At 67.6% G+C, this 14,714-nt stretch carries 17 protein-coding genes; 8 read left to right on the top strand and 9 right to left on the bottom strand.

From position 1 onward, the window contains the following. Positions 1-55 precede the first annotated feature (55 nt). A complete protein-coding gene (secG, locus tag GLP40_RS20300; RefSeq protein WP_154789531.1) occupies positions 56-289 on the bottom strand; it encodes a preprotein translocase subunit SecG in 234 nt (77 codons plus the stop codon). 351 nt (positions 290-640) lie between these two features. On the opposite strand from secG, the gene GLP40_RS20295 reads away from it, so the two are divergent. Continuing rightward, positions 641-856: a hypothetical protein gene (locus GLP40_RS20295; protein ID WP_154789530.1), complete on the top strand. Its 216-nt coding sequence runs from the start codon at positions 641-643 to the stop codon at positions 854-856. An 882-nt stretch (positions 857-1,738) separates the two neighbouring features. After that, on the top strand, positions 1,739-2,230 hold the full coding sequence (locus GLP40_RS20290) for a hypothetical protein (RefSeq protein ID WP_154789529.1): 492 nt from the start codon (positions 1,739-1,741) through the stop codon (positions 2,228-2,230). A gap of 275 nt (positions 2,231-2,505) precedes the next feature. On the opposite strand, the gene GLP40_RS20285 is transcribed toward GLP40_RS20290, so the two are convergent. After that, positions 2,506-2,946 (bottom strand): MarR family winged helix-turn-helix transcriptional regulator, encoded by a 441-nt coding sequence (locus GLP40_RS20285; RefSeq protein WP_230329748.1) that lies wholly within the window; start codon positions 2,944-2,946, stop codon positions 2,506-2,508. A 132-nt stretch (positions 2,947-3,078) separates the two neighbouring features. Between GLP40_RS20285 and GLP40_RS20280 the strand changes: the two genes are divergently transcribed. Continuing rightward, entirely contained in the window at positions 3,079-3,513 is a 435-nt protein-coding gene (locus tag GLP40_RS20280; RefSeq protein ID WP_154789528.1) for an SPW repeat protein, read from the top strand. Between the two features lie 356 nt (positions 3,514-3,869). Here GLP40_RS20280 and GLP40_RS20275 read toward each other — a convergent pair whose 3' ends face one another. Then, positions 3,870-4,040 carry a hydrophobic protein gene (locus GLP40_RS20275; protein WP_154789527.1) on the bottom strand — a complete coding sequence of 57 codons (171 nt, stop codon included), beginning with the start codon at positions 4,038-4,040 and terminating at the stop codon, positions 3,870-3,872. A 276-nt stretch (positions 4,041-4,316) separates the two neighbouring features. Here GLP40_RS20275 and GLP40_RS20270 point away from each other — a divergent pair, with 276 nt between their 5' ends. From GLP40_RS20270 to GLP40_RS33935, 3 genes are all read left to right on the top strand, one after another. Continuing rightward, positions 4,317-5,069, top strand: a complete 753-nt coding sequence (locus GLP40_RS20270) for an META domain-containing protein (protein ID WP_230329747.1) — start codon at positions 4,317-4,319, stop codon at positions 5,067-5,069. 304 nt (positions 5,070-5,373) lie between these two features. Beyond that, positions 5,374-5,928 carry a 3'-5' exonuclease gene (locus tag GLP40_RS20265; RefSeq protein ID WP_154789525.1) on the top strand — a complete coding sequence of 185 codons (555 nt, stop codon included), beginning with the start codon at positions 5,374-5,376 and terminating at the stop codon, positions 5,926-5,928. A gap of 180 nt (positions 5,929-6,108) precedes the next feature. Continuing rightward, the gene (locus GLP40_RS33935; RefSeq protein ID WP_407671635.1) at positions 6,109-8,589 is read left to right on the top strand and encodes a thiamine pyrophosphate-dependent enzyme; all 2,481 of its coding nucleotides are present in this window, start codon (positions 6,109-6,111) and stop codon (positions 8,587-8,589) included. A gap of 122 nt (positions 8,590-8,711) precedes the next feature. On the opposite strand, the gene GLP40_RS20250 is transcribed toward GLP40_RS33935, so the two are convergent. Both GLP40_RS20250 and GLP40_RS20245 read right to left on the bottom strand, forming a co-directional pair. Continuing rightward, the gene (locus GLP40_RS20250; protein ID WP_328290436.1) at positions 8,712-9,086 is read right to left on the bottom strand and encodes a BlaI/MecI/CopY family transcriptional regulator; all 375 of its coding nucleotides are present in this window, start codon (positions 9,084-9,086) and stop codon (positions 8,712-8,714) included. Between the two features lie 246 nt (positions 9,087-9,332). Further along, positions 9,333-9,695, bottom strand: a complete 363-nt coding sequence (locus GLP40_RS20245) for an ACT domain-containing protein (RefSeq protein ID WP_154789524.1) — start codon at positions 9,693-9,695, stop codon at positions 9,333-9,335. Between the two features lie 119 nt (positions 9,696-9,814). Here GLP40_RS20245 and GLP40_RS20240 point away from each other — a divergent pair, with 119 nt between their 5' ends. Next, positions 9,815-10,636 (top strand): TIGR02452 family protein, encoded by an 822-nt coding sequence (locus tag GLP40_RS20240; protein ID WP_154789523.1) that lies wholly within the window; start codon positions 9,815-9,817, stop codon positions 10,634-10,636. Positions 10,637-10,764: 128 nt separating this feature from the next. Here the strand turns inward: GLP40_RS20240 and GLP40_RS20235 are convergent, their stop codons facing one another. The 4 genes from GLP40_RS20235 to GLP40_RS20220 form a co-directional block, all read right to left on the bottom strand. Beyond that, complete coding sequence (locus GLP40_RS20235; RefSeq protein ID WP_328290435.1) at positions 10,765-11,421, bottom strand: response regulator transcription factor; 657 nt, start codon at positions 11,419-11,421, stop codon at positions 10,765-10,767. Then, positions 11,388-12,509, bottom strand: coding sequence for a sensor histidine kinase (locus tag GLP40_RS33930; RefSeq protein ID WP_154789521.1), 1,122 nt, complete (start codon positions 12,507-12,509; stop codon positions 11,388-11,390). Before GLP40_RS33930 ends, GLP40_RS20235 begins: the two co-directional genes overlap by 34 nt. Positions 12,510-12,514: 5 nt before the next feature. Then, positions 12,515-13,003 (bottom strand): hypothetical protein, encoded by a 489-nt coding sequence (locus tag GLP40_RS20225; protein WP_154789520.1) that lies wholly within the window; start codon positions 13,001-13,003, stop codon positions 12,515-12,517. Between the two features lie 262 nt (positions 13,004-13,265). Beyond that, complete coding sequence (locus tag GLP40_RS20220) at positions 13,266-14,042, bottom strand: enoyl-CoA hydratase-related protein (protein WP_154789519.1); 777 nt, start codon at positions 14,040-14,042, stop codon at positions 13,266-13,268. A gap of 178 nt (positions 14,043-14,220) precedes the next feature. Here GLP40_RS20220 and GLP40_RS20215 point away from each other — a divergent pair, with 178 nt between their 5' ends. Further along, positions 14,221-14,631: a hypothetical protein gene (locus GLP40_RS20215; RefSeq protein ID WP_154789518.1), complete on the top strand. Its 411-nt coding sequence runs from the start codon at positions 14,221-14,223 to the stop codon at positions 14,629-14,631. Positions 14,632-14,714 lie beyond the last annotated feature (83 nt).

The raw sequence follows: 14,714 nt of genomic DNA, 5'->3' as shown, positions 1-14,714 counted from the left end.
GACGAATCGCCCGGGCACCTGATGGGGCGCCCGGGCGATTTCATGACCTTGGGGGCTAGGAGAACTTGATTTCCAGGCCGATGCCGAGGATGGAGATCAGCCAGATCACCCCGAGGAAAATCGTGATGCGATCGAGGTTCTTCTCGACAACGGTGGATCCCGACAAGCTCGACTGCACGCCACCGCCGAAGAGGCTGGACAGACCTCCGCCCTTGGCCCGGTGCAGCAGCACCAGCAGCACCAGCAGCACGCTGGTGATAACGAGGAGGATATCCAGGAACATCCGCATACGGTGAAGTGTATGCGGTCGTCAGGGCGGCTTTCGCAGAGCCCCCTGGTTGCGGGCTCCCGATCCGTTGCGCCCCAGCATGTCACAGCACGGCCCGCCGTGTCCCGCAAAAAAGTGGCACGTGATCTGACACCGCACGCCCTGCCACGTTCCGGGCTGCCAGATGTGGAACAAGATCGATTATTGCGTTCACAGGCGGATCCGAACCCGATCGCGATCCTCCTGCAGCAACCGTGTAGCAATGGAACGAGTATCGCCACCGAAGCGCTATTCTCCGCTGTTGATCACCTGAGTAGGATTCGGTACAGGGAGATCGCAGATAGGGCCATCTCATGGAAGGCACTCCCAGACATGCTGAAACCGTTCGCAGCCGGTAACGAGAGTGCGGGGCGCGGCTGCCGGATCGGGGGCCGCGACGGCGACAAACCAGATGAGGTCGCCGCATCGGGTCGGAAAGACGATGGTCTCGCCGAGGCCGGCCAGCAGATCGGCTTGCTCGGATCACGCCCTGCTGAAGCGGGATTCACCATCGACCGCACCGCAAACCCGGATGGTCGCGACGAGTAGTCGTTACGCGTACGAGACATGCGAGGTGACGAATTCGATAAGGCGTAAAGGCGTACCAGTCGGTTCACCCGGTTCGGAAGGCAATGATGATGACCAACGAGACTTACCGACGTGCCACGCGCCCGCTGTTCACCATGGTCGTGCTGGCGGGCGTAGCGATGGCAGTCCCCACGATGGCGGCGGTTCCGGCCGTGGCCGCGCCCAGCGCAGCGCCCGATGTGGTGCAGGTCGATCGGCCTGGGGGGTGGGCTGGTCACGAGGCCGCCCCTGCACCCGCGCCACCTCCGCCGGTCCCGCCGCGCGGCTGCGACAACGATAACTGCGGGGATAACGGCGGGGGCAATAGCGGGTGCGACGACCCCAACGGAACCGGCGACGGCTGCGGCGACAACGGCGACAACGGCGGGACCGGCGGTGGACCAGCGGTCGCCGAGGCCCGCGGAATCCACTACTCCACAGCCACGTCGGATGGGCAGGGGCGCCGGTAAACAATCGTGTCCCGGTAGTATGCCCGAGCGCGGTCCGGAGGTCCAGGATCGGTGCCGGGAGACGCTTGTTCAGCGAACGTGAGTGGAATGAAAGCCGCTGACAATGCTTTTGGGGGATCGCGGCGTTCGCGGCTCCGGGCGGGCACGGCCGAGATTATCGCGATGGCGGTGGAACCGCTTGCGATGAACAGCTTTCCGAGACGAGGTTCGGGAGATCGCGATCATGCGGACGTGGGTCACGTCCCCCCGACCGATGTCGAGCAGCCCGACCGGGCTTCGTCACTCGCTGCCGTCACGCTGGGACGAGCGAACGATCTGTAACATCCGCTGATCAGTCTTGATACGAATAGCACATGATCAGCTAACGAAGGTCGTTCACTCAGGGAGATGATCCATGACGTTGAAAGCTCGATCTGTCCTGCTCGCCGCCGCGGCCGGGAGCGCCCTGTTCCTCAGCACGGGTATCGCTTCCGCCGACCCCACCGACCTCTCGGGCTTCCTCGTCGGTGACACCGCCTTCTTCAACATCGGCGGCTTCAACTGTTCCATCGCCGCCAATGGCGTCGCCGGCTGCGACATCAACCCGGCGGCCGCGGTGACGTACGTGTCGCTGTCAGGACCCAATGGCCAGGCCTACCCGGTGCCGTACGCCCCGGCCGTGATCATCGACAACGCCGCCTGGCCCGCCCATCCGGAATGGGCCGGCGGCAGCAGCCACACCCAGCCCGGCGGCAATCAGACGCTGCCGTTCAGCGGTGATGTGTGGACCCCGGCGAGCATCAGTTACGCGGGCGCGACGTGCGCTCAGGGCTACCGCGGCGCGGTGCAGTGCACCTCGATGGGGCACCAGTTCTCCTTCAATTCCAGCCAGGTCTACGGCAGCTGAGCCGTACTCGCGTGAAAAGCCCTGCCGGGCACGCTCTTCGGGGCCCGGCAGGGCTTACGGTGTGCGACGCGCACAGACCAGATCGTCGGTGTCGCGCTTCCGCTTTCCGCCGCCGCGCAGCGACTTGCCGTGCCACCGGTCGTTGCTCACGGCGGCGTTCGGGGCGAGTGCGCCAGGAGTGAACCGCCGGCATGTCCGCGACGAGGCGCAGCACGGCGGTGTCCGCATCGGGTCGTTGAAAGACTCCGCGCACGAAGGATGTGGGGAGGGTGTGGCTATCGTGCCCGCGGCATGGCGATCAGGTCGGCCAGCACATCGACGAGGGGGGTCAGTCGCCGAAGTTCTTCCACATGCGTGGCGCTGAGCAGGGCGAGTGTTTGCTCGCCCGCCTCGGTCAGCGTGAGGCGGACGACGCGGCGGTCCTTGCCCTCCTCCCGATTGCGGGCGACGAGGCCGAGTTGCTCGGTGCGATCGATCAGTTGCACCACGCTGTGGTGCCGGGCGCACAGATACTCCGCGATCTCGCCGATGCTGGGCCCGCCCGGGTCGAGATGGCCTCGGATCGCCAGCAGCAGTTGGTGCTGGGCGGCAGTGAGTCCCACATCGCCCGCCCGCTGCTCACTCCAGCGCAAGAACCGGCGCAGTTCGGCACGGAACACCAACAGAGTCGAATACTCCTGGTCGGTGAGTTCGGGTGATGACATCGACTCATACATCACAGCATGATATTATCACACCATGACATATGAACCGGCGGTGATCCCCGACCGGTTCCGCCTCACGCGGTGACCGATCGCAGCCGCCCGGTTCGAGTGCCTTCACTGTGCGTCCGAAGGGTGGTGGAAGACATGGCTACTGAGGCCATGAACATGAGCTTGCATCCCGACATCGTGGAGTTGCGGGCCAAGCATGAGAAGTACGAACTCGCCGCGATGGAACCGGCCGCCCAAGCAGTCACCGGCCTGATGTTCCTGACCGGGCTCTACATCGCGATCTCCGCATGGGTAGTTGGATTCACCCGGTTCCCGACCTTGACCGTGAACAACCTGATCGTCGGGATCACCCTGGCGGTGCTGGCACTGGGGTGCGCCTCGATGTACGGGCGGATCCACGGCATCGTCTGGGTCGCTCCGCTGATCGGCGTATGGACGATCATCGCCCCCTGGGTGGTCAGCGGCGATGTCGCCCATACCGCGACGATCTGGAGCAACGTAGTGGCCGGTGCGGTGGCCTTGCTGTTCGGGCTGGGCTCGATGGCGCTCGGCATGCGCCGGACCGGGTGAGCGGCAATGTTCTGATCGATTTCGTCGTGGACCGCCGGTCGGGCCTCTTCGCGGACAACGAGGTCCAGAAAGAGACGATGACAATGACGTCAGCCGGCCCACGACCCTGTCGCCGAAAGCCCTGCACACCGCGTAGGGTGAGCCCCTTCGGTTGCGGGACCGGTTCATGATGTCCCCACGCTGGTAGCTGCAGCGGACCCCGCGAACATCGGTTCGCGGGGTCCGGGATCAGCGACCGAAACTACCTGAACGCGGGTTCCTCGACGCCGCACGCATCAGGTCTGCGGCAATCGCATGGACACATCCGTGTGCGCTGGTCGTCGGTCGAATTCTGTTGAGTATCGGGGCGTTCGACCTCACCACCGGTACCAGCGGCCGCGGGTCCCGGCGGTATCGGCGGTACGGAAAACGAATCCGAGCGCCCAGATCACCAGGACGGCGATCGCGACCCACCACAGCGCTTTCAGTGCGAAGCCCGCTCCGAACAGAATCAGAGCAAGCAGGAGCACAAGTAGCAGAGCAACCATTTCTTTACACCTCCTGTCGAGCGCTTACCCGGTCGCCGGCATCTCTAACAAGTCCAGCGGGTTTGTATCAACGGAAAGTGGCACAGGCGTACACCGTGTTCTGCGGCATGCCGCGGCGAGCTACCCCCACGACATTCCGCCTGCATTCCGGCATTCTGGCCCCGGGCGTGATCGGCGTATTCGTGAATGCGATCGGGCAGCGGCTCGCATCCGCGCCGAGGATGCCCGTGCGATCGTCGTACGATCGGACATATGCCAGCAATTCGCATATGGGTTTTGCTCGCAACCGCCGTGGCCGCCGCCGGATGCTCGTCCAGCGGCGACGGCAACGACATCCCCTCCGCCTCGCTCATGGGCCGCTCGTTCGTCTCGACCGCCGTGGCCGGCACCCCGATCCCGGGCGGTGGGCCACTGACCCTGACCTTCGCCGACGGGCGCGTCTCGGCCACCTCCGGCTGCAATACCGCCACCGGACCGGTTGACCTGCAAGGAAACACCCTCCAGGTCGGTGAGATGGCGAGCACTCTCACGGTGTGCCCCGACGATGTCGCGGGCACCGACAACTGGCAGGACGGCCTGCTGCGCTCCCAGCCGAACTGGACACTGGTCGGCGACACTCTCACCCTGAAGGGCAACGGCTCCACCGTGACCATGCTCGACCGCAAGGTTGCCCACCCGGACAAGCCCCTGACCGGCACCACCTGGATCGTCACCGCACTCCTGCGCCCGGACGCCGAGGTCCGTTCGACCACCCTCGACGAGGTCCGTCCAGCCCTCACCATCACCCCCGACGGCAAGGTCTCCGGCAGCGCGGGCTGCAACACCGTCACCGGGTCCGCCCAGATCGACGGCGACGACGTCACCTTCCAGATCGCCACCACCCGCATGATGTGCGACTCGCAGGTCATGGAGGTCGAGCGGCAGGTCCTGCAGGCGCTGGACGGAAAGACCAAGGCCACCATCGATTCCGACGAACTGACAATCCGCAATACGGGCAACAACACGGGGCTCGAGCTGCGCGCGGAGTGAGAACGGTTCCGGGGCCGGATATTCGCGGGATCCAGCCGTCGCGTCGGTCACCCTGCGGGATGCGCCGCCCCACGGCGAGACCGTGCAATCCGTCGTGAGGGGCCTGGCCCAGAACCTGTCCGAAGCATCACGGCCTCGCCCCCCGGCACACCGCCCAATGCCGAAGACCACAGGACCACCTTCGAAATGTTCCTCGACCACACCCCTGACCTCAGCATGAATGGCCGGCATGGAGCCGGCCCGAGCTGACCCCGGCCGAAAATCGTTGTCGCCGGATGCTATCCCCGCGCTAGCGTCCGGTCACATGAACGACAGATATCTGAATGTGGTGGATGTGGAGGCCACCTGTTGGGAAGGGCCCAATCCGCCGGGGCAGCCGAATGAGATCATCGAGATCGGGATGTGCGTGCTCGATGTCGTGAAGCGGGAGCGGGTGAGCAAGCACAGCATTCTGGTGCGGCCGGAGCGCTCGAGTGTCAGTGAGTTCTGTACGCGGCTGACCACTCTCACGCCCGAGCAGGTGGCGGAGGGGATCGGCTTCGATGAGGCGTGTACGTTGTTGCGGACCGAGTTCCATGCGGATTCGCGGGCGTGGGCGAGTTGGGGTGACTACGACCGTAAGCAGTTTCTTGCGCAGTGCGAGGGGACCGGGGTGCGGTATCCGTTCGGCAGCAGGCATACCAATGCCAAACTCGCCTTCTCCGCGGCACGCGAGACCACGCGCCGATACGGGATGGCGGGTGCGCTGCGGCTGGCCGGGTTGCCATTGGAGGGGACGCACCATCGCGGTGGAGATGATGCCTGGAATATCGCGGCATTGATCGCCGACATGATGGACAAGGATGCGTGGCCGGGCTGACGCTGGGCCATGGAAATCCGTCAATCGGTCAGCGACTTCACCGGGAATATTTCCACACGGATCCGCGAAATGGTGGAAGAGTGTGCGGTACCGGTCCGACGCGCGGCAACCCTGAACGGACTGGCCGATGGATCGGAAGTTGCCGCGACGACGCCACTTCGCATCTGCGCTGAACCCCGCGTGCGCGACATATGGACCATACGGGAGGGCATCATCAACGACCGGGACGTTGATCTGGATCGGTGGTTTCGCGCGGAGGTGGCCGCGACGACGCCGGGTCCGGCTCGCGCACAGCAGGAACCGATCGACGCCACCGGACTGACAGGTGAACGCTGCCTGGAGTTGTTCCACGCCCAGGCCGCCTCCCGGCATCTCGATCTGGCCGCGCGGCGGCTGACACGGGAAGGGCACGGCTACTACAGCATCGGATCCTCCGGGCACGAGAGCAATGTGGCGGTGGCGGCGGCCCTGCGGGTCACCGATCCGGCGCTGCTGCACTACCGCTCGGGTGCGTTCTTCGTGCACCGGGCCCGGCAGGTACCCGGCCTGGATCCGATCCTCGATGTGATGCGGGGCGTCGCGGCGGCGGCCACAGACCCGATTTCCGGTGGGCGGCACAAGGTTTTCGGCAACAAGCCCGCCCACATCATTCCGCAGACCTCCACCATCGCCTCGCATCTGCCGCGCGCGGTCGGGTTGGCCTTCGCCCTGGAGCGCGCCACCCAGCTGCGACTGGAAACGGAGTGGCCCCGGGATTCGGTGGTGGTGTGCAGTTTCGGCGACGCCTCGGCCAATCATTCGACCGCGGCCGGGGCCATCAATGCCGCGATCCACACCGCTCACCAGGGCGTGCCGATGCCGATCCTGTTCGTGTGCGAGGACAATGGCCTGGGCATCAGCGTGCCCACCCCGCGCACGTGGATCGAGCAGGCCTACGGATCCAGACCCGGGCTGGCCTATTTCGACGCCGACGGCGCGGACCTGCCCGCGGCGCTCGCGACGGCGACAGCAGCCGCGGATTACGTACGCGCACAACGGAAACCAGCCTTCCTGCGGCTACGCACGGTCCGACTGCTCGGCCACGCGGGCTCGGATGTGGAATCGGCCTACCGCCGCCCCGCCGACATCGCCGCCGACCTGCGCCGCGACCCGGTGACCGCCACCGGCCGCCTGCTCGTCACCACCGGTGTCGCCACCCCCGAGGCGATCATCAGCCGCTACGACGAGATCGCCGAACAGGTCGCCGAGGCCGCCGAAACCGCCCGGCACGAACCGAAATTGGGCTCCGCCGCCGAGGTGATGGCTCCACTCGCACCTGCCCGTTCCGCATTGGTGCGCATCGACGCCCTGCGCACCGGACCCATGTCCCCTCCCCTCGGCGCCACCACGGCGCACGCGGGTAGCCCCGATTCCGCGCAGCGTGTTCCGGAGGCGACGGCGTCCCCGGCGCTGACCGTGCCGCCGGACACCTCCGAGCCAGCCGGGGCCACTCAGCCGGCTCCTGCATCCGCTGCGCTCGCGGCGGATGCCATTCCCGGATCCCGGTCGGTTTCTCAGTCATCCCCGGCGAACTGGTCCGTTCCCCCGGATGCGGCCTCGGGCGAACCGCTCACTCTGGCCCAGGCCGTCAATCAGACGCTGGCGCAGCTGCTCGAACGGGATCCCGATGTGCTGGTCTTCGGGGAGGATGTGGGGCGCAAGGGCGGGGTGTACGGCGTGACCAAGGGATTGCAGCAGAAATTCGGGGTGCGAAGGGTTTTCGACACGCTGTTGGATGAGCAGAGCGTGCTGGGGACCGCACTGGGGGCGGGGCTGGCAGGGTTCGTGCCGATTCCGGAGATCCAATATCTGGCGTATGTGCACAATGCCGAGGATCAGCTGCGCGGGGAGGCGGCGACGTTGTCGTTCTTCTCCGGCGGCCGGTATCGCAATCCGGTGGTGGCGCGGATCGCGGGGCTGGCTTATCAGAAGGGGTTCGGGGGGCATTTCCACAATGACAATTCCCTTGCGGCGCTGCGGGATATCCCCGGACTGGTGATCGCGGCCCCGGCGCGAGCCGATGACGCGGCGGCCATGCTGCGCACGTGTGTGTCGGCGGCGCGAGTGGACGGGCGGGTGTGCGTGTTTCTCGAGCCGATCGCGCTCTATCACACTCGGGACCTGCACCACGACGGGGACGGCGGCTGGCTGGCCCCGATTTCCGCTGTGCCGCATGCCGAGATCGGCCGTGCCCGCGCGCACGGCACCGGCTCGGATCTGACGATCGTGAGCTTCGCCAATGGCGTGCCGATGAGCCTGCGGGTGGCGCGGCGGCTGGCCGCGCGCGGCGTTCACGCGCGGGTGCTGGACCTGCGCTGGCTGGCGCCGCTGCCGGTCCCGGATCTGCTCGACCATGCGCGCGCCACCGGCCGGGTCCTCATCGCCGACGAAACCCGCCGCAGCGGAGGCGTTTCCGAGGCGGTGTCCGCGGTGCTGCTCGATGCCGGTTTCGACGGTCGCCTCGCCCGCGTCACCAGCGCTGACAGTTTCGTGCCGCTGGGTCCGGCGGCGTCCACGGTGCTGCTGGACGAGTCGGCGATCGAGGCCGCGGCCCTGGCCCTGCTGACAACGGGGGTCGGGCCTGCTCGCGGAGCCGTGCCACCGTCCGACAGGACCTGCTGATTCTTTCCGCACTTCCACGCCGACCGACCACGGCCGAGGCCACACTGCTTCCCCGCGTGCGCCGCCGGTCAGCTGATCCGGCCCTGGCAGCCGGAACAGCGTTGGCGCGCAGGCCGGTTCGGTCAGCGCCGTCTGGAGCGCGAGAGTTTACGCAGGGCCGCCCGCAGGCCCTCGGACTCCTCGGCGCTCATCTGCTCCACGAAGTGCGCGAGCACCAGGTCCGAACGGCCGCCGCTGCCCAGCGCCTCCCGCATGAGGCGGGCGCTGTATTCCTCGCGGCTCAGAGTGGCCCAATATCGATACGCCTTGCCGATGCGTTCCCGGTCCAGCCAGCCCTTGCGATGCAAATTGTCCATTGTGGACATGACGGTGGTATACGCGATGCCACGTTCGGCAGCCAACTCGTCGAACAATTGCCGGACCGTCGTCTTCTCGGGGCGGTCCCAGATACGTTCGATGACAACCGCTTCCAAATCTCCGAAGCCTCGCGCACTCACGTCCGACGTCTCCTCACCTCACGACTCAGCCGATTCCGCATCGCGTGCCGGGCCACTGTCCTGGTGCGCACCCGATCGTAGGGCATCGCCGGTGAGGACTCGAGAGCCGCGCCGGGTCACGCCCACATATACGTTTCGCGTACGTAGTCAGTAATCTGGTGCGCCCGGGAGCCCTCCCACGCACTATCGAGAAGGACCCGCCGACCGACCCTTTCCCGGTCTCGACGCCTCCCCGCGCGCATGCAATCAGTCCGCGATGCGATGTCCCGCGTCCCGGAGCACCGCGGACGCCTCCGCCAGCCGATGCGCGGGTACCAGCACCAGATCCGCGTGGAAGGTGGAGGCGACGAACACCGGGATGGACGACTCCGCGAGCGGCCCGATCAATGCGCACAGCGTGCCGGGCGCATTCGGACTGCCCGCATCCACGCCGTAGAAGCCCCTCCAGGTCTCACCCTCGGCCCACGCCGGCGCTTCGCGAATCACGGTGAGGCCCTCCGGCGCCCGCACCAGGGCGATCCAGTCATCGTCCTCCGGGAAGGTGGAATTCGGCAGATGATCCACCGCGAACTGCGACGGGACGATCCGCAAGCGCTGGGAGCCGGTCATGGCGACATCGTAGGCGGGAGGTCGGACAAGCCAGCGAATCGCACCGCGCCCGACCAGTATTGGTGCCTATGACTAAAATTGGGATGCCACGGCCGAGCCCGGCCCGTATGGTCAGTGAAATGAATACCAGCCCAAAGCAAATCGCCGCCGAGAACGAGCAGATCGCCGCCCGCGGCACCTATCGCGCGGCCGACGGGGCCATCATCGACATCAGCGCCGCGCTGTCCGCGGCACGCGCCTCGACACACTGCTTCGAGCCCGAGGACGAGGTGTCTTCGAAGGTCAGCGGACCGTTCACCGGACGCCTCGAAATCACCGCCGAAGGCAGTATGCAAGCGGCGCGCCGACTGCACGACGACAACGGAAAGGCCAGCGCCGTCTTGAATTTCGCCTCCGCCCGCAACCCCGGCGGTGGATACCTCGGCGGTGCGCGCGCCCAGGAGGAAGACCTGTGCCGCAGCGCCCTGCTGTACCGCTGCCTGCTGGAGACGCCCCGCTATTACGAGGCGCATCGCGCATCCGACGACCTGCGGTACAGCCATCGCGTCATCTTCTCCCGCGAGGTTCCGGTCATCCGCGACGACCGCGGCACGCTCACCGCACACCCGTTCACCACCTCGTTCCTGACCTCCCCCGCCCCGAATGCCGGTGCGCTGGCGAACCGTTCGGGACATCCGGTCGACGTGCGCGAGATCCTCACCGAACGCGCCGACCGCGTGCTCGCCGTCGCCGCCCATGAGGGCATGCGCGAATTGGTCCTCGGGGCTTGGGGATGCGGCGTCTTCCGCAATAACCCGAACGAGGTTGCGGCAGCATTCGACCGTGCGCTCCGGGTGCGCGGGGCCGCCTTCGACCGCGTCGTCTTCGCCATCTGGGACCGCTCCCCCGACTCCGCCAATCGCGCCGCCTTCGAGGCCCGTTTCGGGCATGCGTCCTCCTAGCGGTCCGGTCGACCACGCAGGCCGAGTCGTCCGGCAACGGCGACATGGCGGTAATCCATGCTCAGATCGCAATATCTACAGACCCAGATATGTTCCTCAATCTCGGCCTACTTCCTCGCAGTCAGTGCTCAGCGAGCCAGACCGGTCCGGTGTGCGTACGCGATGGCTTGCCCGCGATCGCGCACACCGAGTTTGGCGAACAGGGAGTTGATGTGCGTCTTCACCGTGCTGACGCCGATGAACAGCTCCTTGGCGATCTCGGGGTTGTTGCGCCCCTGCGCCATCAGCCGCAGCACGTCTCGCTCGCGGTCGGTGAGGTCGACCGGCGGTTCGGGCGGTGCGTCGAGGGCGGAGAGCAGACGGCGTCCCACGTCGGCGGCCAGGGTGGTGTGCCCGCTGGCGACGGAACGAATGGCCGCCGCGATCTCGGCGCGCCCGGAGTCCTTGGTGAGATAGCCGCGCGCACCCGCGCGCAGCGCGCCCGCGATCGAGGCGTCATCGGCATAGGTGGTGAGCACCAGCACCGCGGTCTTCGAATGCTGGGCGGTAATGGCTGCGGTCGCGGCCACGCCGTCGATGCCGGGCATGCGCAGATCCATCAGCACCACACGGGGTTTCGTCTGCCGTACCAGCTCGACCGCTTCCGCGCCGTCGCGGGCCTCCCCCACCACCCGTATATCGGGCAGCAGCGACAACACCGTGGTGAGCCCGTCTCGGACCGTGGTCTGATCGTCGGCCACCACCACGGTGATCACCTCCCCGGCAGCAGGATTCGCACCGTCCACCGACCGCCCTCCTTCCCGGCGGCCAGTGTGCCGCCCGCCGCTTCGATCCGCTCGCGCATACCCAGCAATCCCGCCCCCGAACCCGAGCATCCGAGCGGCATCAGTTGCGCCGCAAGCGGATTCGAAACGATTGCTTCGATCGATCGGCCGTCCTCGCGCAGTGTCAGCGTAACCGGTTGCCCGGGTGCGTGTTTGCGGGCATTGGTGAGCGCCTCCTGCACCGCCCGGGTCAAGGCCACCGCCGCCTGCTCGTTGGCCGGATCCACCGCGACATCGAACCGTTCGGCCACCTGTCCACCGGCGGCGCGATGTTCATCGACCATCCGGCGCAGCTCGGCCGCCGTGTCGAAGCCACCCGAGCGCAGCGTACTCACCACGTCCCGGGCATCGGCCAGGCCGGACACCGCCAGCCGATGGGACGCCTTGACCCGTTCGGCGGCCTGGCCCACCTCCCCGGCCTCGAGCAGCGCGTCGGCCGCGTCCAGCTGGAGCACCAGACCGCCCAGGGTGTGGGCCAGGACGTCGTGCATGTCGCGGGCGATGCGCCCGCGCTCGGCCAGGGCGGCGGCCCGGTCCCGCTCGGCGCGAATGATCCGATTCTGTTCCACCAGCACGCGATTGCGCTCGGCGCCGATCCGCGCCTGCCGGCGACTCCAGCCCGCCATGCCCACGACGACCACCCCGACCAGCAGTCCCAGCAGCGCCTTCGGGCGCGCTCCCGCCACCAGCACCGAGACGCACATGAACACGGAGGTGGACGCCGCGATCATCAGGCCGAACCACAGCGGGGAACTCAACAGCCCCAGGGCGATGAAGACCGTGGCCAGCGCGGTGATTCCGGAGCCGAGTGACTGAGCGACGGTCAGTCCCCCGCCGATCGCCATGGCGCACAGGCAGATTCGCTCCAGCCGCCACTCGCGGGCGGGCATCACCACCCACCCCGCCCATCCCAGCCAGGACAGCACCACCAACGCCGCTACACACCGGTGATGGAACAGCTCCACACTCGCCGATGAGGAGACCACGGACACGAGCCCGACCAGGCGCAACAACCTGGACAGGCTCGTGGGTGGATCGACGATCGACATCGCTCTCAGTGTGCCGCAACGATTCGCAACTGCTCGGCACGCCGTGCCAGCACCAGGGCCCGCCCGGCCCGGTTGAGTGCCACGACCAGCAGAATCGCCCCGACGGAGGTGACGGCGACCGCGCCGCTGAGGTGCGCGACCACATCCACGCCGATCCGCACCGCCAGCAGCGCCACCCACAGCAGCGTCCCGGCCCACCCGGTCCGCGCCTCCAATCCCGAAGCGCCGGCGCGCACCTGCGACAGCAGGCCCATCACCACGCCGATACCGATCCCCAGCAGCGCCGACAGGGCCAGCAGCGCCACCGCCATCACTCCGATCCCGCTGCCGGCGACCACGGACTTCATCTGCACGAACCCGATCAGCCCGAGAATGATCGGCCCCCGCCACAACCGATTGGCGTCGAGCTCCTGCCACCGGGTCTGCCGGTACATGATCCACCCGATCACCAGTGCCGCCACGGCCCCGTCGACCACCGCATTCTGCACGTTCATGTCTCTACGGTCGCGCCGCGAGAACCTTCCTCCCACCACCCGAGGGTGGAGACCGGGTGGATTCCGGCCCCGGATTACTCCACCCACGCCGGTCAACCCGCTCATAGGGCATGTGGATGTCCCGCTCCCAAAGCTGCCCGCGCAGGTCTGGGGCAACCAGACGGTCAGGGAACAGCCGTGCGAGTTTCCCCATGCGCGTCGAGTGCGGCGGCATCGTCGCCGCACCGGGCGCCATCGGCCGTGCGCTGTTCCGGTGAACCGGTCAGTCGGGCCAGACTGGCGGGCGCTTCTCCAGAAAGGCGGCCATTCCCTCACGCGCGCCGGGCAATTGGGAAGCCGCGGCCATGACCTCGCGGGCCACGGTGTAGGCGTCGGCTTCGGGACGGTCGAGCTGCGCGTAGAGGGTGCGCTTGCCGAGGGCCTTGCTGGAGCGGCTGCCGCGAGTGGCGCGATCCAGGAGGTCGGCGACGGCCGCGTCGAGGTCGGCGTCGGGGACGGCGTAGTTGATCAGACCCCAGTCGACGGCCGTGCGAGCGTCGATGACATCGCCGGTGAGCGCGAGTTCCATGAGGCGTTTGCGGCCGATGGAGCGGGCGACCGGGACGGCGGGGGTGTGGCAGAACCAGCCGCCCTTGCCGCCGGGGAGGGCGAAGCCCGCGGACTCGGCGGCGACGGCCAGATCGCAGGAGGCGACGAGCTGACAGCCGGCGGCGGTGGCCAGTCCGTGAACGCGGGCGATCACCACCTGCGGGACCGACTCCATGGTGGTCATGACCTGCTGGCAGAGGGTGAGCAGGTCGCGCACGGCGAGGAGATCGCGCGCGGCCACATCGGCGAAATCGTGGCCCGCGCTGAACACCGGCCCGGTCGCGGCGAGCACGATGCCGGAGGCCTCCGTATCACCCGCGGCACGGAACGCGGTCAGCAGTTCGGCCAGATGATCGGCCGACAACGCGTTGCGGCGGTCCGGGCGGTTCATGGTGACGGTAATGGTCTTGCCGTCGCTCTTCACGAGTAGATGCCGATACTCCGAGGTCATGGGTCCACGGTAGTGCCGACCACCGCCCGAGACGCCGCAATTCCCGCGTCCGCGTGCGGAGGCGGCCGGGCGGATGGCCCCGATCGCCATTCACGCCGGGTTATGGAAAACGCACCCGGCCCACCCGTCCACCCACTACTCTCCGAAACGCTCTCGTTTCACACACTGAGGACGCGTTATGAGAAAGACAGTCTGGGCCAACGGCCTCGCTCTCACCGCCGCCGCCATCCTGGCCTCCACCGGCACCGCCGATGCCGCCGCGACCAGCATGGGCACCGACGCCACCTTCAAGGTCGGCGTCGATATCCAGCCCGGCATCTACAAGACCACGACCGCGGCCAGCGTGTGCGCCTGGGCGCGGCTGTCGGCCATCACCCCCGACGCCAGCGCCACCATCCAGACCGGCGGCGCGGTCAACGGTACTGCCACCGTCGAGATCAAGCCGACCGACGTCGCCTTCTTCACCAGCGGCTGCGGTACCTGGACCCTGCAGACCACCACCACGACGTCCGGCTCGTCGGGCCTGACCAGCGGCAGCGCGAGCGGCAGCGGCCTGTTCCCGACCGGCTCCTCCTCCGCCTCCAGCTAGCGGATCCGGCGCCGGTGAGCCGCCCACCCGGAGGTGGCGGAATCATCGAGCCGTGAGGGCCGGGCAATCCGCGGTGCCCGCCC

The organism is Nocardia aurantiaca (genome assembly GCF_009708175.1).
Taxonomy (GTDB): Bacteria; Actinomycetota; Actinomycetes; order Mycobacteriales; family Mycobacteriaceae; genus Nocardia; species Nocardia aurantiaca.
The sequence above is the reverse complement of the archived record's forward strand: the minus strand, read 5'-3'. Positions and strand labels throughout refer to the sequence as shown.

Coding starts and splice junctions, on each gene's coding strand:
- secG (WP_154789531.1), bottom strand. CDS start 289: ATGCGGATGTTCCTGGATATCCTCCTCGTTATCACCAGCGTGCTGCTG.
- GLP40_RS20295 (WP_154789530.1), top strand. CDS start 641: ATGCTGAAACCGTTCGCAGCCGGTAACGAGAGTGCGGGGCGCGGCTGC.
- GLP40_RS20290 (WP_154789529.1), top strand. CDS start 1,739: ATGACGTTGAAAGCTCGATCTGTCCTGCTCGCCGCCGCGGCCGGGAGC.
- GLP40_RS20285 (WP_230329748.1), bottom strand. CDS start 2,946: ATGTATGAGTCGATGTCATCACCCGAACTCACCGACCAGGAGTATTCG.
- GLP40_RS20280 (WP_154789528.1), top strand. CDS start 3,079: ATGGCTACTGAGGCCATGAACATGAGCTTGCATCCCGACATCGTGGAG.
- GLP40_RS20275 (WP_154789527.1), bottom strand. CDS start 4,040: ATGGTTGCTCTGCTACTTGTGCTCCTGCTTGCTCTGATTCTGTTCGGA.
- GLP40_RS20265 (WP_154789525.1), top strand. CDS start 5,374: ATGAACGACAGATATCTGAATGTGGTGGATGTGGAGGCCACCTGTTGG.
- GLP40_RS20245 (WP_154789524.1), bottom strand. CDS start 9,695: ATGACCGGCTCCCAGCGCTTGCGGATCGTCCCGTCGCAGTTCGCGGTG.
- GLP40_RS20240 (WP_154789523.1), top strand. CDS start 9,815: ATGAATACCAGCCCAAAGCAAATCGCCGCCGAGAACGAGCAGATCGCC.
- GLP40_RS33930 (WP_154789521.1), bottom strand. CDS start 12,509: ATGTCGATCGTCGATCCACCCACGAGCCTGTCCAGGTTGTTGCGCCTG.
- GLP40_RS20225 (WP_154789520.1), bottom strand. CDS start 13,003: ATGAACGTGCAGAATGCGGTGGTCGACGGGGCCGTGGCGGCACTGGTG.
- GLP40_RS20220 (WP_154789519.1), bottom strand. CDS start 14,042: ATGACCTCGGAGTATCGGCATCTACTCGTGAAGAGCGACGGCAAGACC.
- GLP40_RS20215 (WP_154789518.1), top strand. CDS start 14,221: ATGAGAAAGACAGTCTGGGCCAACGGCCTCGCTCTCACCGCCGCCGCC.